The following is a 15168-nucleotide window of genomic DNA, read 5'->3' on the forward strand; positions in this document are numbered from 1 at the left end:
TAGTGGCGCTATCGTCGAGATGCCGTGAAGATATCGGCGAAATGCAGGGGGATATAGGCGAAGTGACGATCGACGCCATCGACCAGAAACTGCTCGCCGCGCTGCGCGAGAACGGCCGGACCGCCACCGCCGACCTCGCCCGCCGGGTGGGGCGGTCCCGCACGACGGTCCAGAGCCGGATCGAGCGCCTGGAGCGCGAGGGGATCATCGTCGGCTATGCCGTTCGCCTGGCGCCCGACCACGAGCATGGCGCCGTGCGCGCTCAGGTCATGATCAAGGTCGCGCCCAAGGAGAGCCGCGCCGTGGAAGCGGCGCTGCGGGCCATTCCCGAGGTGCGGGTCCTGCATTCGGTCAGCGGCGACTTCGACATGATCGCCGTGGCGGCCACCACCAGCGTCGCGCGGATGGACGAGGTGATCGATAGCATCGGCCATCTGCCGGGCGTCGAGCGCACGACCTCCTCGATAATCCTGTCGACCAAGTTCGACCGTTAGAACTGGGCGGCCTGTTCACGCCGTAAGCCGCGCTCGCGAGAAACCAGACTGTTACGGAGAACCGTCCTGGTGGCTGTTGGGGGGCAGATGGGCAACGACGGCGGCGTTCGGTCGACCGGTCTAAGTCCTGGCGGATCGGCGGCCGGCGCGAAGTGCGAGATTGCGTTGCTGATGAAAGCGTCGCCGAGCGCAATGAGGACGGCGCCCACGATCGATCCTTGCCTGTTCAAAATGTAGGCGCCAGGCTCGTTGTGCGGCCTGGGGCGTCAAGGCTGGTTCCTGTGCGAGCGTTCTGGGTCCTAGGCAGGTGGCATGCGCGTGCTTGTCATTGATCCCGACCCTGCCCGAGCCGCTCTTGTCGCCGAGGGTTTACAGGGTGTGGATCCCCTGGAGGTCAAGCAGGCCGCGGCCTTCGACGAGCGCGAGGTGCAGGCCTTCGCGCCAGACGTCGTCGTGATCGCGTCGGATAGCCCGGATCGTGACACCCTCGAAAGCCTGCGCGAGGCGTCACAGACCAATCCCCGCCCGGTGGTGATGTTCGTCGACCGCTCGGAGCCGGGCCTGGCCGAACAGGCGGTGCGGGCCGGTGTGGCGGCCTATGTCGTTGACGGCCTCGCGCCGGCCCGGGTGCGCCCCATCCTCGATGTCGCCATGAGCCGCTTCGCCCTGACCCAGCAGCTGCGGGGCGACCTCGCCAAGGCCAAGGCGGACCTGGAGTCGCGCAGGACCGTCGAGAAGGCCAAGGGCCTTCTGATGAAGGAGCGCGGCCTGGACGAGGACGGCGCCTATCGCCTGCTGCGCAAGCTGGCGATGGACAAGGGGCGGCCGATCGGATCGGTGGCCGCCGACCTGCTGGCCTTCGCCAATATCCTGAAGGGCGACGCGTCGTGAGCGGGTTGGCCGATCTGCGCCTGGGGTTCATTCCCCTGACCGACTGCGCGCCGCTGATCGTGGCCCGGACGCTTGGCCTGTTCGCCGAGGAGGGGCTGCGGGTCGAGCTCAACCGCGAAGCCGCCTGGGCGACGATCCGCGACAAGGTGGCGGTTGGAGCCCTGGACGGCGCCCATATGCTGGCGCCGATGACCCTGGCGGCCGGCGTCTCGCCCGACATCGCCAAGCCGATGATCGCCCCGATGGCCCTCAACGCCAACGGCAGCGCCATCACCGTCTCGACCGCCCTGGCCCGGGCGCTGGAAGAGATCGATCCCGTCGCCCTGGCCGCGCGGCCGGTCACCGCCGCGCCGCTGAAGGCGCTGATCGACCAGCGTCGGCGGACGGGCGCGCGGCTGCTGACCTTCGCCGTGGTCTTCCCCTATTCGATGCACAACTACGCCCTGCGCTACTGGCTGGCCCAGGCGGGCGTCGATCCCGATCGCGATGTACGCCTCGTGGTCACCCCGCCGCCGCGCATGGTCGAGCAACTGGCGTCCGGGGCGATCGACGGCTTCTGCGTCGGCGCGCCCTGGAACGCCGTCGCCGCGGCGCGGGGCGTGGGCGAGATTCTGATGAAGGCCTCGCAGTTCTGGCCCGGCGGACCTGACAAGGTGTTCGGCGTCACCGCCGACTGGGCCGCGGGCCACGCCGACGAGCTCCGGGCGGCGCTGCGCGCCCTGATCCGCGCCGCCGCCTGGGCCGACGACCGCGCCAATCGCGACGAACTCGTCGCCCTGTTGGCGCGACCCGAACATGTCGGGGTCGATCCCGCCGCGATCGCGCGGGCGCTGGAGGGCGAGATCGTCTTCCACCGCGGCGCCGCTGGCCTGCCGCGCCGCGACCACGCCCTGTGGTTCCTGTCGCAGATGGCCCGCTGGGGTCAGGTCGCGCGGGACCTCGACGCGGAAGCTGTCGCCGACCGGGTCTACCGGCCCGACCTGTTCCGCGCGGCGGCTTTGTCTCTGGGGCCGGTGCTGGACCCGACCCTGGTGTTCGCCGACGCCGCGCCGGCGCCCTCGGCCCTGTTCGACGGCGCGGCGCCGACGTCTCCGACGGCCTGATCGACGCCACCCGCCCAAGGTTCGCGCAAGGCGACCGCCTTTTTGCCGCGCAATCATACAAGTGGGCGCGTGCTGACGCCGGGGCGCGACGCGGCGGGTGACTACGCCGGCCATCCGACCCTTCACTCGCTCAGGCCTTCGGACAACGGCGTTCGTGGCTGCCAGAGACGACCGCTCGGATGCGGTCATTCGCCCGAGGCGTTCACGCCTCGCTCTCGCAGACACGCACATCCGAGGCAGATCATGCTCTCCCGAGACTTTCTCAAGGCTGGCCACGCGCCGACCCTGTTCGCCGCGTTCCTGTATTTCGACCTCAGCTTCATGGTCTGGGTGATCCTGGGTCCGCTGGGCGTGGCCATCGCCAAGGACTTCCATCTCGACCCCGCGCAGAAGGGCCTGATGGTCGCCATCCCGGTCCTGGCCGGGGCCCTGCTGCGCCTGGTCAATGGCGTGCTGGTCGACCGCATCGGCCCCAAGCGCACCGGGATGATCAGCCAACTGATCGTGCTGACCGGCTTGGCCATGGCCTGGTCGCTGGGTGTCCACAGCTATCATCAGGTGCTGGCCCTGGGTCTGGTGCTGGGCGTGGCGGGCGCCTCGTTCGCGGTCGCCCTGCCGCTGGCTTCGCGATGGTATCCGCAGGAGCATCAGGGCCTGGCCCTGGGCATCGCTGGCGCCGGCAACTCGGGCACCGCCCTGGCGGCCCTGTTCGCGCCGATCCTGGCCAAGCATTTCGGCTGGCAGAACGTCATCGGCCTGGCCGCCCTGCCGCTGGCCGTGGCCTTCGTCGTCTACATGCTGCTGGCCAAGGACGCTCCCGAGCAGCCCGCGCCCAAGAAGCTGGCCGAGTATATGGACGTTCTGAAGACGCCGGACGCCTGGTGGCTGATGTTGCTTTACGGCGTCACCTTCGGCGGCTTTGTCGGCCTGGCCTCGTCCCTGACCATCTACTTCAATTCGGAATATGGCCTGGATCCGGTGATCGCCGGCTTCTTCACCGCCGCCTGCGTGTTCGCCGGCTCGTTCATCCGTCCAGTCGGCGGAGCCCTGGCCGACCGCTTCGGCGGCGTGCGGACCCTGACGGTGGTCTTCGCCCTGGCCGCCCTGGGCCTGGCTGTCGCCAGCTTCCACGCGCCCTCGGCGTGGCTGGCCCTGGCGGTGCTGATGTTCTCGATGCTGGCCTTGGGCGCCGGCAATGGCGCGGTGTTTCAGCTGGCGCCCCAGCGCTTCCGCAAGGAGATCGGGGTGATGACCGGGCTGATCGGCATGACCGGCGGCATCGGCGGCTTCTACCTGGCCTCGACCCTGGGCATGGCCAAGAAGCTGACCGGCGCCTACCAGATCGGCTTCCTCGGCTTTTCGCTTCTGGCGCTAGTCGCCCTGGTCGCCCTGCACGGCCTGAAGGCCCGCTGGCGCGCGGTCTGGCCGACGCTGAACGGCGACGCCGCGCCCGTCCGCGTCTAGCCCCCGCCCCCTTCCTTTCAGTCGAAGAGCACAATCATGACCAAGGGAAAACTGGCATGACCAAGGAAAAACTGGTCGTCATCGGCAACGGCATGGCCGGCTGCCGGGCGGTCGAGGAGATCCTCAAGCGCGATCCTGGCCGCTACGAGATCGCGATCTTCGGGACAGAGCCCCGCGTCAACTACAACCGCATCATGCTCTCGCCGGTGCTGGCGGGCGAGAAGACCTTCGAAGACATCGTCATCAATGACGAGGCCTGGTACCGCGACAACGGCATCGCTCTGCATGCTGGCCGCGCGGTCGTCGAGGTCGATATCGAAGGCAGGACGGTGCGGGCCGAAGGGGGGCTTTCGCTTGCCTACGACAAGCTGATCCTGGCCACGGGCTCCGATCCCTTCCGTCTGCCCTTGCCAGGTTCCGACCTGAAAGGCGTGGTGACCTTCCGCGACCTGGACGATGTCGAGGCCATGGTCGCGGCCTCAGCCAAGCCCGGCGCCCGCGCCGTGGTGATCGGCGGCGGCCTGCTGGGGCTGGAGGCCGCCTACGGCCTGGCCAGGCGCGGCATGGCCGCCACGGTCGTCCACCTGATGGACGTGCTGATGGAGCGTCAGCTGGACGAGAGCGCCGGCTTTCTGCTGCGCGAGGCCCTGCTGGACCGGGGCGTCGAGACGGTGCTGGGCGCCCATTCCGAGGAGATCGTCGGTCAGGACGGTCGGGTCGCGGGCCTCAAGCTGAAAGACGGTCGTGTGCTGCCTTGCGATCTCTTGATCATGGCGGTGGGGATCCGTCCGAACGCGTCTCTGGCGCGTGAGGCTGGCCTGGCGGTCAATCGCGGCGTGGTCGTCGACGACGCCATGCGCACCTCTGATCCGGCGGTGTTCGCCGTCGGCGAATGCGCCGAGCACCGGGGCGCCTGCTATGGCCTGGTCGCGCCCATCTGGGACATGTGCCGGGCTCTGGCCCAAAGCCTGACGGACGGTGAGGGCGCCTATGAAGGCTCGGTGCTGTCGACCCGGTTGAAGGTCTCGGGCGTCGACGTGTTCTCTGCCGGCAAGTTCGCCGGCGGCGAGGGCTGCGAGGACATCGTGTTCCGCGACGCCGGGCGCGGCGTCTACAAGCGCGTGGTCATCGAGGACGGCAAGCTCGTCGGTTCCGTCCTGTTCGGCGACGCCGCCGACGGCGGCTGGTACTTCGACCTGATGCGGGCCGGGACCGCCGTCGCCGACATCCGCGACACCCTGATCTTCGGCCAGGCCATCACGGAAGGGCTGTCCGGCCTGGACCCTAACGCCGCCGTTGCGGCCATGCCCGACACGCAGGAAATCTGCGGCTGCAACGGTGTCTGCAAGGGTGCGATCGTCACGGCCATCACCGGCCAGGGCCTGACGACGCTGGACGACGTCAAGGCGGTGACCAAGGCCTCGGCCTCGTGCGGTTCGTGTACGCCGCTGGTCGAGCAAGTGCTGAAACTGACCCTGGGCGACGATTTCAAGGCGCAGGTCGGTCCCAAGCCGATGTGCAAATGCACCCGCCACCCGCACGCGGCGGTGCGCGAGGCGATCCTGGCGCAGGATCTCAGGTCCATGCCGGCGGTGATGCAGGCCATGGAATGGACCACGCCCGATGGCTGCGCCTCGTGCCGGCCGGCCCTGAACTACTACCTGCTGTGCGCCTGGCCGGCCGAGTACCGCGACGACAAGCAGTCGCGCTACATCAACGAACGGGTCCACGCCAACATCCAGAAGGACGGGACCTATAGCGTCGTGCCGCGCATGTGGGGCGGCATGACCACCCCCGACGAGCTGCGGGCCATCGCCGACGTCGCCGACAAGTTCGCCATCCCGGCCGTCAAGGTCACCGGCGGCCAGCGCATCGACCTGCTGGGCGTCAGGAAGGACGACCTGCCGGCGGTGTGGGCCGACCTCAACGCCGCCGGCATGGTCAGCGGTCACGCCTACGCCAAGGGGCTGCGCACGGTGAAGACCTGTGTCGGCAGCGACTGGTGCCGGTTCGGCACCCAGGACTCCACGGGCCTGGGCATCCGCCTGGAGAAGTTCCTGTGGGGCTCGTGGGCCCCGGCCAAGGTCAAGCTGGCCGTGTCGGGCTGCCCCCGCAACTGCGCCGAGGCCACCTGCAAGGACTTCGGCGTGATCTGTGTCGACAGCGGCTACGAGATCCACATCGGCGGCGCGGCCGGCCTCCACATCCAGGGAACCAAGGTGCTGACCCATGTCGGCTCCGAGGACGAGGTCCTCTGGGTGATCGCGGCGGTCATGCAGCTCTACCGCGAGGAGGGCTGGTACCTGGAGCGGGTCTATAAGTGGATGGCGCGCGTCGGGCTGGAGAGCATCCAGGCCCAGGTCACCGATCCGGACCAGCGCAAGGCGCTCTACGACCGCTTCGTGTTCTCGCAGCGCTTCGCCCGCATCGACCCGTGGGCCGAGCGCGTGGCCGGTCGCCACAACGAGGAATTCACGCCCATGAGCCGCCGGATGGAGTTCGCCCCCGCATGAACGCCCCTCTGAAACCGCCTGTCTGGATCGACGTCGGCGCCGTCACCGACATCCCGCGTCGCGGGGCCCGTCGGGTCACCAGCCCGCGTGGCGACATCGCCATCTTCCGCACCGGCGACGGCGAGGTGTTCGCTCTGATCGACGCCTGTCCGCACAAGGGCGGGCCGCTCAGCCAGGGCATCGTCCACGGCCGCGCCGTGGCTTGCCCGCTGCACAACTGGTCCATCGACCTGGCTTCCGGCGAGGCCATGGGCGCGGATCGGGGCAAGGGCTGCACGCCGGTGGTGCCCCTGGAGGTCCGCGACGGCCGACTGCTGCTAAGCCTGACGATGGCCGCCGTCGATGGCTGACGGCGCCGCCCCGATGCCGGTCAAGACCGCCTGTCCCTATTGCGGGGTCGGTTGCGGCGTGACCGGCGCTGTCGGCGAGGGGCGCATGCTCTCGGTGAAGGGCGACGTCGCCCACCCCGCCAACCTCGGCCGCCTGTGCTCCAAGGGCGCGGCGCTGGGGGCGACGGTGGGGCTGGAGGGCCGGCTGCTGGAGCCGACTGTCGGCGGCAAGGTCGCCAGCTGGACCGACGCCACCGCCCTGGTCGCCAAGCGCTTCAAGGACACCATCGCCAAGCATGGCCCCGACAGCGTCGCCTTCTATGTCTCCGGCCAGCTCCTCACCGAGGACTACTACGTCGCCAACAAGCTGATGAAGGGCTTCATCGGCTCGGGAAACATCGACACCAACAGCCGGCTCTGCATGGCCTCGGCGGTGGCGGCCCACAAGCAGGCGTTCGGCGCGGATCTGGTGCCCGGCTGCTATGAGGACCTGGACCTGGCGGAGCTCGTGGTGTTCAGCGGCCACAACGCCGCCTGGACCCATCCGGTGCTGTTCCGGCGCATGGAAGCGGCCAAGGCGCGGGGCCAGAGGCACGTGGTCATCGACCCGCGCCGCACCGACACCGCCGAGGGCGCGGACCTGCATCTGGCCATCGCCCCGCAGAGCGATGTGCGGCTGTGGAACGGCCTGCTGGCGGACCTCATCCGGCGCGAGGCCATCGACCGCGACTACATCGCCGCCCATGTGAACGGGTTCGCCGACGTGGAGGCGGCCCTGGCGGACTCGGACCAGTCGCCCCCCGCCGTGGCCGCCGACTGCGGCGTGGCGGTCGAAGACCTGATCGCGTTCTACGACCTGTTCGCCGCCAACCCGAAGACTGTCAGCCTGTTCTCGATGGGCGCCAACCAGTCGGCGCAGGGCACGGCCAAGGGTCTGTCGATCCTCAACGTCCACCTGGCCACGGGCCGGATCGGCAAGCCGGGCGCCTGTCCGTTCTCGATCACCGGCCAGCCCAACGCCATGGGCGGACGCGAGACCGGCGGCATGGCCAACACCCTGGCCGGCCACATGGACTTCGCCCCGGCCGACCGCGACCGCGTCGCCCGCTTCTGGGGCGCGCCCGACACCGCCCGCGCGCCGGGGCTCAAGGCCGTCGACATGTTCGACGCCGTCCACGCCGGCAAGATCAAGGCGGTCTGGGTGATGGCCACTAACCCGGCCGTCTCGATGCCCGACGCGACCCGGGTTCGCGAGGCGCTGGAACGCTGCCCGTTCGTGGTGGTGTCCGACTGCGTAGAGACCGACACCACGGCCTTCGCCGACGTCAAGCTGCCGGCCCTGGCCTGGGGCGAGAAGGACGGGACGGTGACCAATTCCGAGCGCCGGATCTCACGCCAGCGGGCGTTGTTTTCCGCGCCAGGTCAGGCGCGCGCCGACTGGCGGATCGTCGCCGACGTGGCCAAGGCCATGGGGTTCGACGGCTTTGGTTGGAGCTCGCAGGCCAGCGTGTTCCGCGAATGGGCGCGACTGACGGCCTATGAGAACGAAGGCCGGCTGCTGAACCTCGCCGGCCTTTCGACCCTGGCGCCCGACGACTACGCCGCCCTTTCGCCCGTGCAGTGGCCAATCATGGCCGACGGCCAGGGCGCGCCGCGCCTGTTCGTCAACGGCCGCTTCCAGACCCCCGACGGCCGCGCCCGTATGGTCCCGACCCGGCCCAAGGGTCCGGCCGACGCCGTCGATGCGGCCTTCCCGATGTCGCTCAATACCGGCCGCATCCGCGACCAGTGGCACACCATGACCCGCACGGGCCTGGCGCCCGACCTGTGCCGTCACGCGCCCGAGCCGTTCGTCGACGTCCACCCGGCCGACGCCGAAGCGGCCGGCTTGAAGGACGGCGCCCTGGCCCGGGTGATCACCGCGCGCGGCGAGGCCGTGGCCCTGGCCAAGGTCACCGACCGTCAGCGGCCGGGCGGGCTGTTCATGCCCATGCACTGGACCGACGCCTTCGCGCCGTCGGGGCGATCCAATCCCCTGATCGCGCCCAATCTCGACCCCATCTCCGGCCAGCCGGAGTTCAAGCACACCCCCGCCCGGATCCGCGCCTATCGCGAAACCTGGAAGGGCTTCTTCCTCACGCGCAACAGCCTTGGACCCCCTCCGGGGCTGGACCTCGTCTGGCGGCGCATCCCACGGGACGCCTGCCAGCAACACGAGTTCGCCGGCCGGGGCGACGACGCCGAGCGCGCCGCCCTGCGCAAGGCCCTGACACGGTCCGTGGTCGGCGAACGCGTGACCTATGACGACGCCGCCACCGGCGCGCGGCGCGACGCCTGGCTCGACGCCAACGGCCGACTGGTCGCGGTGCTGTACGTGACCCTGACCGGCCGCCTGCCGCCGCGCGACTGGCTGGCCGAGCTGTTCGCCGAACCCGCCCTGACCGCCGAAGCCCGCTCGGCCCTGCTGCTTGGCCGTCCGCCCGGCGCGCCGGTCGACAAGGGGCCGCTGGTCTGCGCCTGCCTGAAGGTCGGCGCCAGGGCCGTGCAGGCCGCCATCGCCGCCGGGGCCGCCAATCCCGACGCGGTCGGCGCCGCCACGGGGGCGGGGACCAACTGCGGTTCGTGCCGTCCCGAGATCGCCCGGATGATCGCCGCGATCGCGGCTTCCGTTCCGACCAAGGAGCCCGCCCATGTCTGACGCCCAAGTCCTGCTCGTCGGGGCCGGCCCCGGTCCCGTTGACCTGATGACGCTACGCGCCGCCCGCGCCGTCGAAAGCGCCCAGGCCCTGCTCTATGACGCCCTGATCAGCGAGGATGTCATCGCACTGGCCCCGCCCGGCTGCGTGCGTATCCAGACCGGCAAGCGGGCTGGCCAGCCTTCCATGCGCCAGGACCAGATCAACCGGCTTATGCTGTTGCTGGCCCGCAAGGGTCTGCGGGTGGTGCGGCTGAAGGGCGGCGATCCGTCGATCTTCGGCCGGGTGGGCGAGGAAGCCGAGTTCCTGCGGGGCCACGGCGTGCCGGTCGAGGTGGTGCCTGGCGTCACCGCCGCCTGCGCCGCCGCCGCGCAGTTCAACTTCCCCCTGACCCATCGCGGCCAAGCCCGGCGGGTGGTGTTTACGACCGCGCGTCTGGAGGCCGGCGCCCTGAGCGGCGACTGGAGCGCGGCGGGCGATCCGGAGGCGACCATCGCGATTTACATGGGCCGCGAGGTCGTCGAGGTCCTGAGCGCCCGGATGATCGCCGCAGGCCGCGCCCCCGATACGCCCGCCGTGGCCGTCGAGCAGGCCGGCGGGCCGGCGGCCCGGCTGGTTCGCGGCACCTTGGCGAGCTTGCCCAGCCGAATGGCCGAGCTGAAGAGCGGTCCGGTGCTGATCGTGGTCGGCGAAGTCGCCGCCCAGGCGTGGGAGGCCCGCCCGGCTCTCAACGCCGATCTTTCCCGCGTTGCTAGCTAGTGGCGGCCGGTACTTAGCGGGAATAAAAGTCTAGCGGGCCAGGCGAACGGGAGTCTAACGGCCCGGCTTTGTTCTTCTGTGTTCCCAGGAGAAGCGCAGGAAAACCAGGCGGTTACGGAAATCCGTCCTGGTGGCGGGGGGCGGGATCGAACCGCCGACCTGTGGGTTATGAATCCACCGCTCTAACCATCTGAGCTACCCAGCCCCAGGAGGCGGGGCTTATAGGCGAGAACCGCGCGGCATTTCAAGCGGCGGCTATTCCGAGACGATCGCCGCCGTCACCGCACCAAGCGCCTTGACCGCGTCGGCGGGCGCCAGCTTGACCTGCAGGCCTCGCTGGCCGCCGTTGATGAAGACGTAGGCCTCGGCCAGGGCGGCTTCCTCCATCACCGTCGGCAGGCGCTTCTTCTGGCCGAAGGGGCTGACGCCGCCGACCTTATAGCCGGTGATCCGCTCGGCGTCGGGGACCGGGGCCATGGCGGCCGATTTGCCCTTGAGGGCGGCGGCCAGCTTCTTCATGCTGACCTCCTTGTCCGAGGGCAGGATCGCGCAGGCGGGCTTGCCGTCCAGCATGACGATCAGGGTCTTGAGAACGCGGCGAGGGTCCTCGCCCAGCGCTTCGGCGGCCTGCAGGCCCACACGCTCCGACCCCGGATCGTAGTCATACGTATGCAGGTCGAACGCGACGCCGGCCTTGGTCAGTGCGATCGTGGCGGGGGTGCTCTTGGACATGGCTCGCGTCATAGCCAACTGTGCAAGGCCTTGGAATATGGGCGGCTGGAATATGGATCGCGGATGACCGCTTTTGATCGACGGACCCTGCTGCGCGGCGCCCTGGCGCTGGGCGCCGCGGGCCTGCTGCCCAGCTGGGCGCGCGCCGGCGAGAGCGGTCGCTCGCCCGCCGCGCTATCGGGCGATGAGATCAAGCTCACCGTCGGCCACGCCATGGCGACGATCGACGGTCGCTCGGGCCACGCCGTCACCGTCAATGGCTCGATCCCCGGCCCGCTGATCCGGCTGAAGGAAGGCCAGCGCGTCCGTATCGCGGTGACCAACACGCTCGACGAAGACACCTCGATCCATTGGCACGGGCTGCTGGTGCCGTTCCAGATGGACGGCGTGCCGGGCGTCAGCTTCCCGGGGATCAAGCCGGGCGAGACCTTCACCTACGACTTCCCGGTGCGGCAGGCCGGGACCTACTGGTGGCACAGCCATTCGGGCCTGCAGGAGCAGGTCGGCCACTACGGCCCGATGATCATCGATCCGGCGGGCGAGGACCCGATCGCCTATGACCGCGAGCATGTGGTCGTACTGTCGGACTGGAGTTTCCTGCATCCGCACGAGCTGTTCCGGAAGCTGAAGGTCAACGCCGGCCATTTCAACATGCAGAAGCAGACGGTGGCGGGCCTGTTGGCCGGCCGAGATCAGTCGCTGAAGGACCGCGTCGACTGGGCCAAGATGCGGATGGACCCCACCGACATCGCCGACGTCACGGGCTCGGTCTACACCTATCTCGTCAACGGCCACGGTCCGGGCGACAACTGGACGGGCCTGTTTTCGCCAGGCGAGCGGGTGCGGCTGCGCTTCGTCAACGCCGCCGCCATGACGATCTTCAACGTCCGGATCCCGGGCCTTGGCCTGGAGGTCGTGGCGGCTGACGGCCAACCGGTGTCGCCGGTCGGCGTCGACGAATTCCAGATCGCCCCGGCCGAGACCTTCGACGTCATCGTCCGGCCGGTCGAGGACAAGGCCTTCACCCTGGTCGCGGAAGCTTCGGATCGCTCGGGTCTGGCGCGTGGAACCCTGGCGCCGCGCCTGGGGGTGTCCGCCGCCGTTCCGCCGCTTCGCACGCGGCCCCTGGCGACCATGAAGGACATGGGCATGGGGAACATGCGTCACGGGATGGACATGCCCGGCATGGACATGTCGATGCGCTCCCAGGCCAACGCGCCGAGCGTGCCGCTGACGCCAGGCGTCCAGACCATAGCGCCGATGCCGATGGACCGCATGGCCGAGCCGCCGCAGGGTCTGGAGGACGTCGGCCACAAGGTGCTACGCTACGCCGAGTTGGCCAGCCTGCATCCGCCGACCGATGCGCGTCCGCCCGGGCGGGAGATCGAGATCCACCTGACCGGCAACATGGAGCGCTTCATGTGGGCGTTCGACGGCGAGGCGTTCGGGCCGATCAAGAAGCCGATCGCCTTCGAGAGGGGCGAACGGGTCCGCGTGGTGCTGATCAACGACACCATGATGGCCCACCCGATCCACCTGCACGGCCACTTCTTCGAACTGGTCAACGGCCAGGATCGCCAGCCGCTGAAGCACACGGTCAATGTCGCGCCGGGCGGCAAGGTCGCCTTCGACCTGACGGCCAGCGAGCCCGGCGACTGGGCCTTCCACTGTCACCTGCTGCTGCACATGCACGCGGGCATGTTCAATGTCGTGACCGTGCGGCCGCTCGCATGATCTTCCTCCAGCATGAGCATCATCAGCAGGCTCCGCACGCCGGCCACGCCATGGAGGCGATGAAGCCGGCCGCCGAGGCCAAGCCGCCGGCGATCCCCACGGATCATGCCGCCGAGCGCTTCTACAGCCCGGAAGCCATGGCCGCCGCCCGCGCCCAGCTGATGAAGGAGCATGGCGGGGCGACGGCGTGGACCGTCCGCGCCGACCAGCTGGAATACCGCTCGCGCGACGGCGCCGACGCCCAGGCCTTCGAGGGCGAAGCCTGGTGGGGCGGCGACGCGTCGAAGTGGGTCGTCAAGGCGCGCGGCGAGCGCACCGACGGCGAAGGCTGGGAAAAGGGCGAGGCCGAGGTGCTGAAGGCCTGGCCGGTCGGACCCTATTTCGATCTCCAGGCCGGCGTTCGCTACGATCTGGCGCCCAAAGGGCGATCCTACGCGGCCGTCGGCTTCGAGGGCCTGGCGCCCTATTGGTTCGAGTTGCAGGGGACGGCCTACCTGTCCGATCAGGGCAAGGTCTCCGCCCGTGGCGAGGCGTCCTACGACCTGCGCCTGACCCAGAAGCTGATCCTGCAGCCGCGCGTGGAGGCGGACCTCGCCGAAGCCGGCGCCGCCACGCTCGAGGGCGGTCTGCGCCTGCGCTACGAGATCACGCGGGCGTTCGCCCCCTATGTCGGCGTGGTGCGCGAGCGGGCGTTCGGACCTGCCGTGGTCGCCGGCGAGCGGGCCGGAAGCACGGCGGTGGTGATCGGCGTCCGCGCCTGGCGCTGATCCTATCGTTACAGACAGCTTGCCGCGACCGTAACCCTGGCCCAACATCCGTTTGACCGGACGCAGATCCGGACAACCAGGGAGTCAGGCGCCATGGCGGAAGCGATCGATTTCGACCGCATGCGGACACTGGGCGACATCGCCCGCTATCATGCGGAGGCGCGGCCAGACGCCGTGGCGTTCAGCTTCGAGGGGCGGGACACGTCCTTCGCCGATTTCGACCGTCATTCGAACCAGGTCGCCAACGCCCTGATCGCGGCGGGGCTCTCGACGGGCGATCGGATCGCCTATGTCGGCAAGAACAGCGACCACTATTTCGAGTTGCTGATCGGAGCCGCCAAGGCCGGGGTGGTGACCACGCCGATCGGCTGGCGCCTGGCGGCGGCCGAGATCGCCTATATCGTCGGCGACAGCGAGGCGAAGATCGTCTTCGTCGGCCCGGAGTTGATCGGCCACATCGAGAGCGTCGCCGCCGAGCTGACCCATCGTCCGGTCGTCATCGCCATGGAGGCGGAAGGCGCGGGGGAGCAACAGACCTTCACCGCCTGGCGCGACGCCCAGCCGGACACCGACGTCCACAAGCCGATCTCGACTTCCGACATCGCCATCCAGCTCTACACCTCGGGCACCACCGGGCGGCCCAAAGGCGCGATGCTGACCCACGACAACCTGCTGGCCATGCGGCGCGCGGCGGCCAAGGATCCGCTGGCCTGGAACCAGTGGGGGCCGGACGACGTCAGCCTGGTGGCGATGCCGGTGGCCCATATCGGCGGCACGGGCTGGGGCCTCGTGGGCCTGCTGAACGGCGCCAAGGGCGTGGTGGCGCGCGAGTTCGATCCGTTCAAGGTGCTGGACTATATCGAAAAGGACCACGTCTCGAAGATGTTCATGGTGCCGGCGGCGCTGCAGATCGTCGTGCGCCAGCCCCGGGCCCGCGAGGTCGACTATTCGCGCCTGACCCACATCCTCTACGGCGCCGCGCCCATCCCGCTGGATCTGCTGCGCGAGTGCATGGAGGTGTTCGGCTGCGGCTTCGTCCAGCAGTACGGCATGACCGAGACCACGGGCACGGTGGTCTATCTGCCGCCCGAGGACCACGATCCGGCGGGGAACAAGCGCATGCGGGCGGCGGGCCTGCCGATGCCCGGCGTCGAGATCAAGGTGATCGACGAGGCGGGAAACAGCGTTCCGACCGGCGCGGTGGGCGAGGTCGCCGTCCGCTCCCCGGCCAACATGGCCGGCTACTGGAAGCTGGCCGACGCCACCGCCAAGACCATCGACACCGACGGCTGGCTGCGCACCGGCGACGCCGGCTACCTCGACGAGGACGGCTATCTGTTCATCCACGACCGGGTGAAGGACATGATCATCTCGGGCGGCGAGAACATCTATCCGGCCGAGGTCGAAAGCGCCGTCTACGGCCACCCACATGTGGCCGAGGTGGCGGTGATCGGCGTGCCGGACGAGAAATGGGGCGAGGCGGTCAAGGCGGTGGTCGCCGCCAAGCCGGGCGTGACGCCGGACGCGGCGGACATCATCGCGTTCGCCCGGACCAGGATCGCCGGCTTCAAGGCGCCCAGGAGCGTGGACTTCGTGGCCGCCCTGCCGCGCAACGCCTCGGGCAAGATCCTGCGCCGGGAGCTGCGAGCCCCGTACTGGGAAGGGCGCGAGCGGCAGGTGAATTAA

12 protein-coding genes and 1 tRNA gene are annotated in these 15168 nt (G+C 69.5%); 11 read left to right on the forward strand and 2 right to left on the reverse strand.

Annotated features, from left to right (window positions below):
• Positions 1-62 precede the first annotated feature (62 nt).
• The 8 genes from AC1RJ9_RS01125 (at position 63) to cobA (ending at position 10249) form a co-directional block, all read left to right on the forward strand.
• Complete coding sequence (locus tag AC1RJ9_RS01125; RefSeq protein WP_492835505.1) at positions 63-494, forward strand: Lrp/AsnC family transcriptional regulator; 432 nt, start codon at positions 63-65, stop codon at positions 492-494.
• A 312-nt stretch (positions 495-806) separates the two neighbouring features.
• A complete protein-coding gene (locus AC1RJ9_RS01130; RefSeq protein WP_492835503.1) occupies positions 807-1385 on the forward strand; it encodes an ANTAR domain-containing response regulator in 579 nt (192 codons plus the stop codon).
• Complete coding sequence (locus AC1RJ9_RS01135) at positions 1382-2488, forward strand: ABC transporter substrate-binding protein (protein ID WP_492835501.1); 1107 nt, start codon at positions 1382-1384, stop codon at positions 2486-2488. The genes AC1RJ9_RS01130 and AC1RJ9_RS01135 overlap by 4 nt, the downstream gene beginning before the upstream one ends.
• Before the next feature lie 243 nt (positions 2489-2731).
• Entirely contained in the window at positions 2732-3952 is a 1221-nt protein-coding gene (locus tag AC1RJ9_RS01140; protein ID WP_492835499.1) for a nitrate/nitrite transporter, read from the forward strand.
• A 56-nt stretch (positions 3953-4008) separates the two neighbouring features.
• Complete coding sequence (gene nirB / locus AC1RJ9_RS01145) at positions 4009-6465, forward strand: nitrite reductase large subunit NirB (protein WP_492835497.1); 2457 nt, start codon at positions 4009-4011, stop codon at positions 6463-6465.
• Positions 6462-6815, forward strand: a complete 354-nt coding sequence (gene nirD / locus AC1RJ9_RS01150; protein ID WP_492835495.1) for a nitrite reductase small subunit NirD — start codon at positions 6462-6464, stop codon at positions 6813-6815. Before nirB ends, nirD begins: the two co-directional genes overlap by 4 nt.
• Positions 6808-9492, forward strand: coding sequence for a molybdopterin-dependent oxidoreductase (locus AC1RJ9_RS01155; RefSeq protein WP_492835493.1), 2685 nt, complete (start codon positions 6808-6810; stop codon positions 9490-9492). Before nirD ends, AC1RJ9_RS01155 begins: the two co-directional genes overlap by 8 nt.
• Positions 9485-10249, forward strand: coding sequence for a uroporphyrinogen-III C-methyltransferase (cobA, locus tag AC1RJ9_RS01160; RefSeq protein WP_492835491.1), 765 nt, complete (start codon positions 9485-9487; stop codon positions 10247-10249). The genes AC1RJ9_RS01155 and cobA overlap by 8 nt, the downstream gene beginning before the upstream one ends.
• A gap of 128 nt (positions 10250-10377) precedes the next feature.
• On the opposite strand, the gene AC1RJ9_RS01165 is transcribed toward cobA, so the two are convergent.
• Together AC1RJ9_RS01165 and ybaK are read right to left on the reverse strand one after the other, a co-directional pair.
• Positions 10378-10454: transfer RNA gene (locus AC1RJ9_RS01165), tRNA-Met, on the reverse strand.
• Positions 10455-10504: 50 nt separating this feature from the next.
• Positions 10505-10981 carry a Cys-tRNA(Pro) deacylase gene (ybaK, locus tag AC1RJ9_RS01170; RefSeq protein ID WP_492835489.1) on the reverse strand — a complete coding sequence of 159 codons (477 nt, stop codon included), beginning with the start codon at positions 10979-10981 and terminating at the stop codon, positions 10505-10507.
• A 63-nt stretch (positions 10982-11044) separates the two neighbouring features.
• On the opposite strand from ybaK, the gene AC1RJ9_RS01175 reads away from it, so the two are divergent.
• The 3 genes from AC1RJ9_RS01175 to AC1RJ9_RS01185 all read left to right on the forward strand — a co-directional run bounded on the left by AC1RJ9_RS01175 (position 11045) and on the right by AC1RJ9_RS01185 (position 15168).
• Positions 11045-12715 carry a copper resistance system multicopper oxidase gene (locus AC1RJ9_RS01175; RefSeq protein WP_492835487.1) on the forward strand — a complete coding sequence of 557 codons (1671 nt, stop codon included), beginning with the start codon at positions 11045-11047 and terminating at the stop codon, positions 12713-12715.
• Positions 12712-13482 carry a copper resistance protein B gene (locus AC1RJ9_RS01180; RefSeq protein WP_492835485.1) on the forward strand — a complete coding sequence of 257 codons (771 nt, stop codon included), beginning with the start codon at positions 12712-12714 and terminating at the stop codon, positions 13480-13482. The genes AC1RJ9_RS01175 and AC1RJ9_RS01180 overlap by 4 nt, the downstream gene beginning before the upstream one ends.
• A gap of 93 nt (positions 13483-13575) precedes the next feature.
• Complete coding sequence (locus AC1RJ9_RS01185; protein WP_492835483.1) at positions 13576-15168, forward strand: fatty acid--CoA ligase; 1593 nt, start codon at positions 13576-13578, stop codon at positions 15166-15168.

The organism is Caulobacter sp. GW822-FHT07D08, assembly GCF_058798735.1.

Coding starts and splice junctions, on each gene's coding strand:
- AC1RJ9_RS01130 (WP_492835503.1), top strand. CDS start 807: ATGCGCGTGCTTGTCATTGATCCCGACCCTGCCCGAGCCGCTCTTGTC.
- AC1RJ9_RS01140 (WP_492835499.1), top strand. CDS start 2,732: ATGCTCTCCCGAGACTTTCTCAAGGCTGGCCACGCGCCGACCCTGTTC.
- nirB (WP_492835497.1), top strand. CDS start 4,009: ATGACCAAGGAAAAACTGGTCGTCATCGGCAACGGCATGGCCGGCTGC.
- nirD (WP_492835495.1), top strand. CDS start 6,462: ATGAACGCCCCTCTGAAACCGCCTGTCTGGATCGACGTCGGCGCCGTC.
- AC1RJ9_RS01155 (WP_492835493.1), top strand. CDS start 6,808: ATGGCTGACGGCGCCGCCCCGATGCCGGTCAAGACCGCCTGTCCCTAT.
- cobA (WP_492835491.1), top strand. CDS start 9,485: ATGTCTGACGCCCAAGTCCTGCTCGTCGGGGCCGGCCCCGGTCCCGTT.
- ybaK (WP_492835489.1), bottom strand. CDS start 10,981: ATGTCCAAGAGCACCCCCGCCACGATCGCACTGACCAAGGCCGGCGTC.
- AC1RJ9_RS01175 (WP_492835487.1), top strand. CDS start 11,045: ATGACCGCTTTTGATCGACGGACCCTGCTGCGCGGCGCCCTGGCGCTG.
- AC1RJ9_RS01180 (WP_492835485.1), top strand. CDS start 12,712: ATGATCTTCCTCCAGCATGAGCATCATCAGCAGGCTCCGCACGCCGGC.
- AC1RJ9_RS01185 (WP_492835483.1), top strand. CDS start 13,576: ATGGCGGAAGCGATCGATTTCGACCGCATGCGGACACTGGGCGACATC.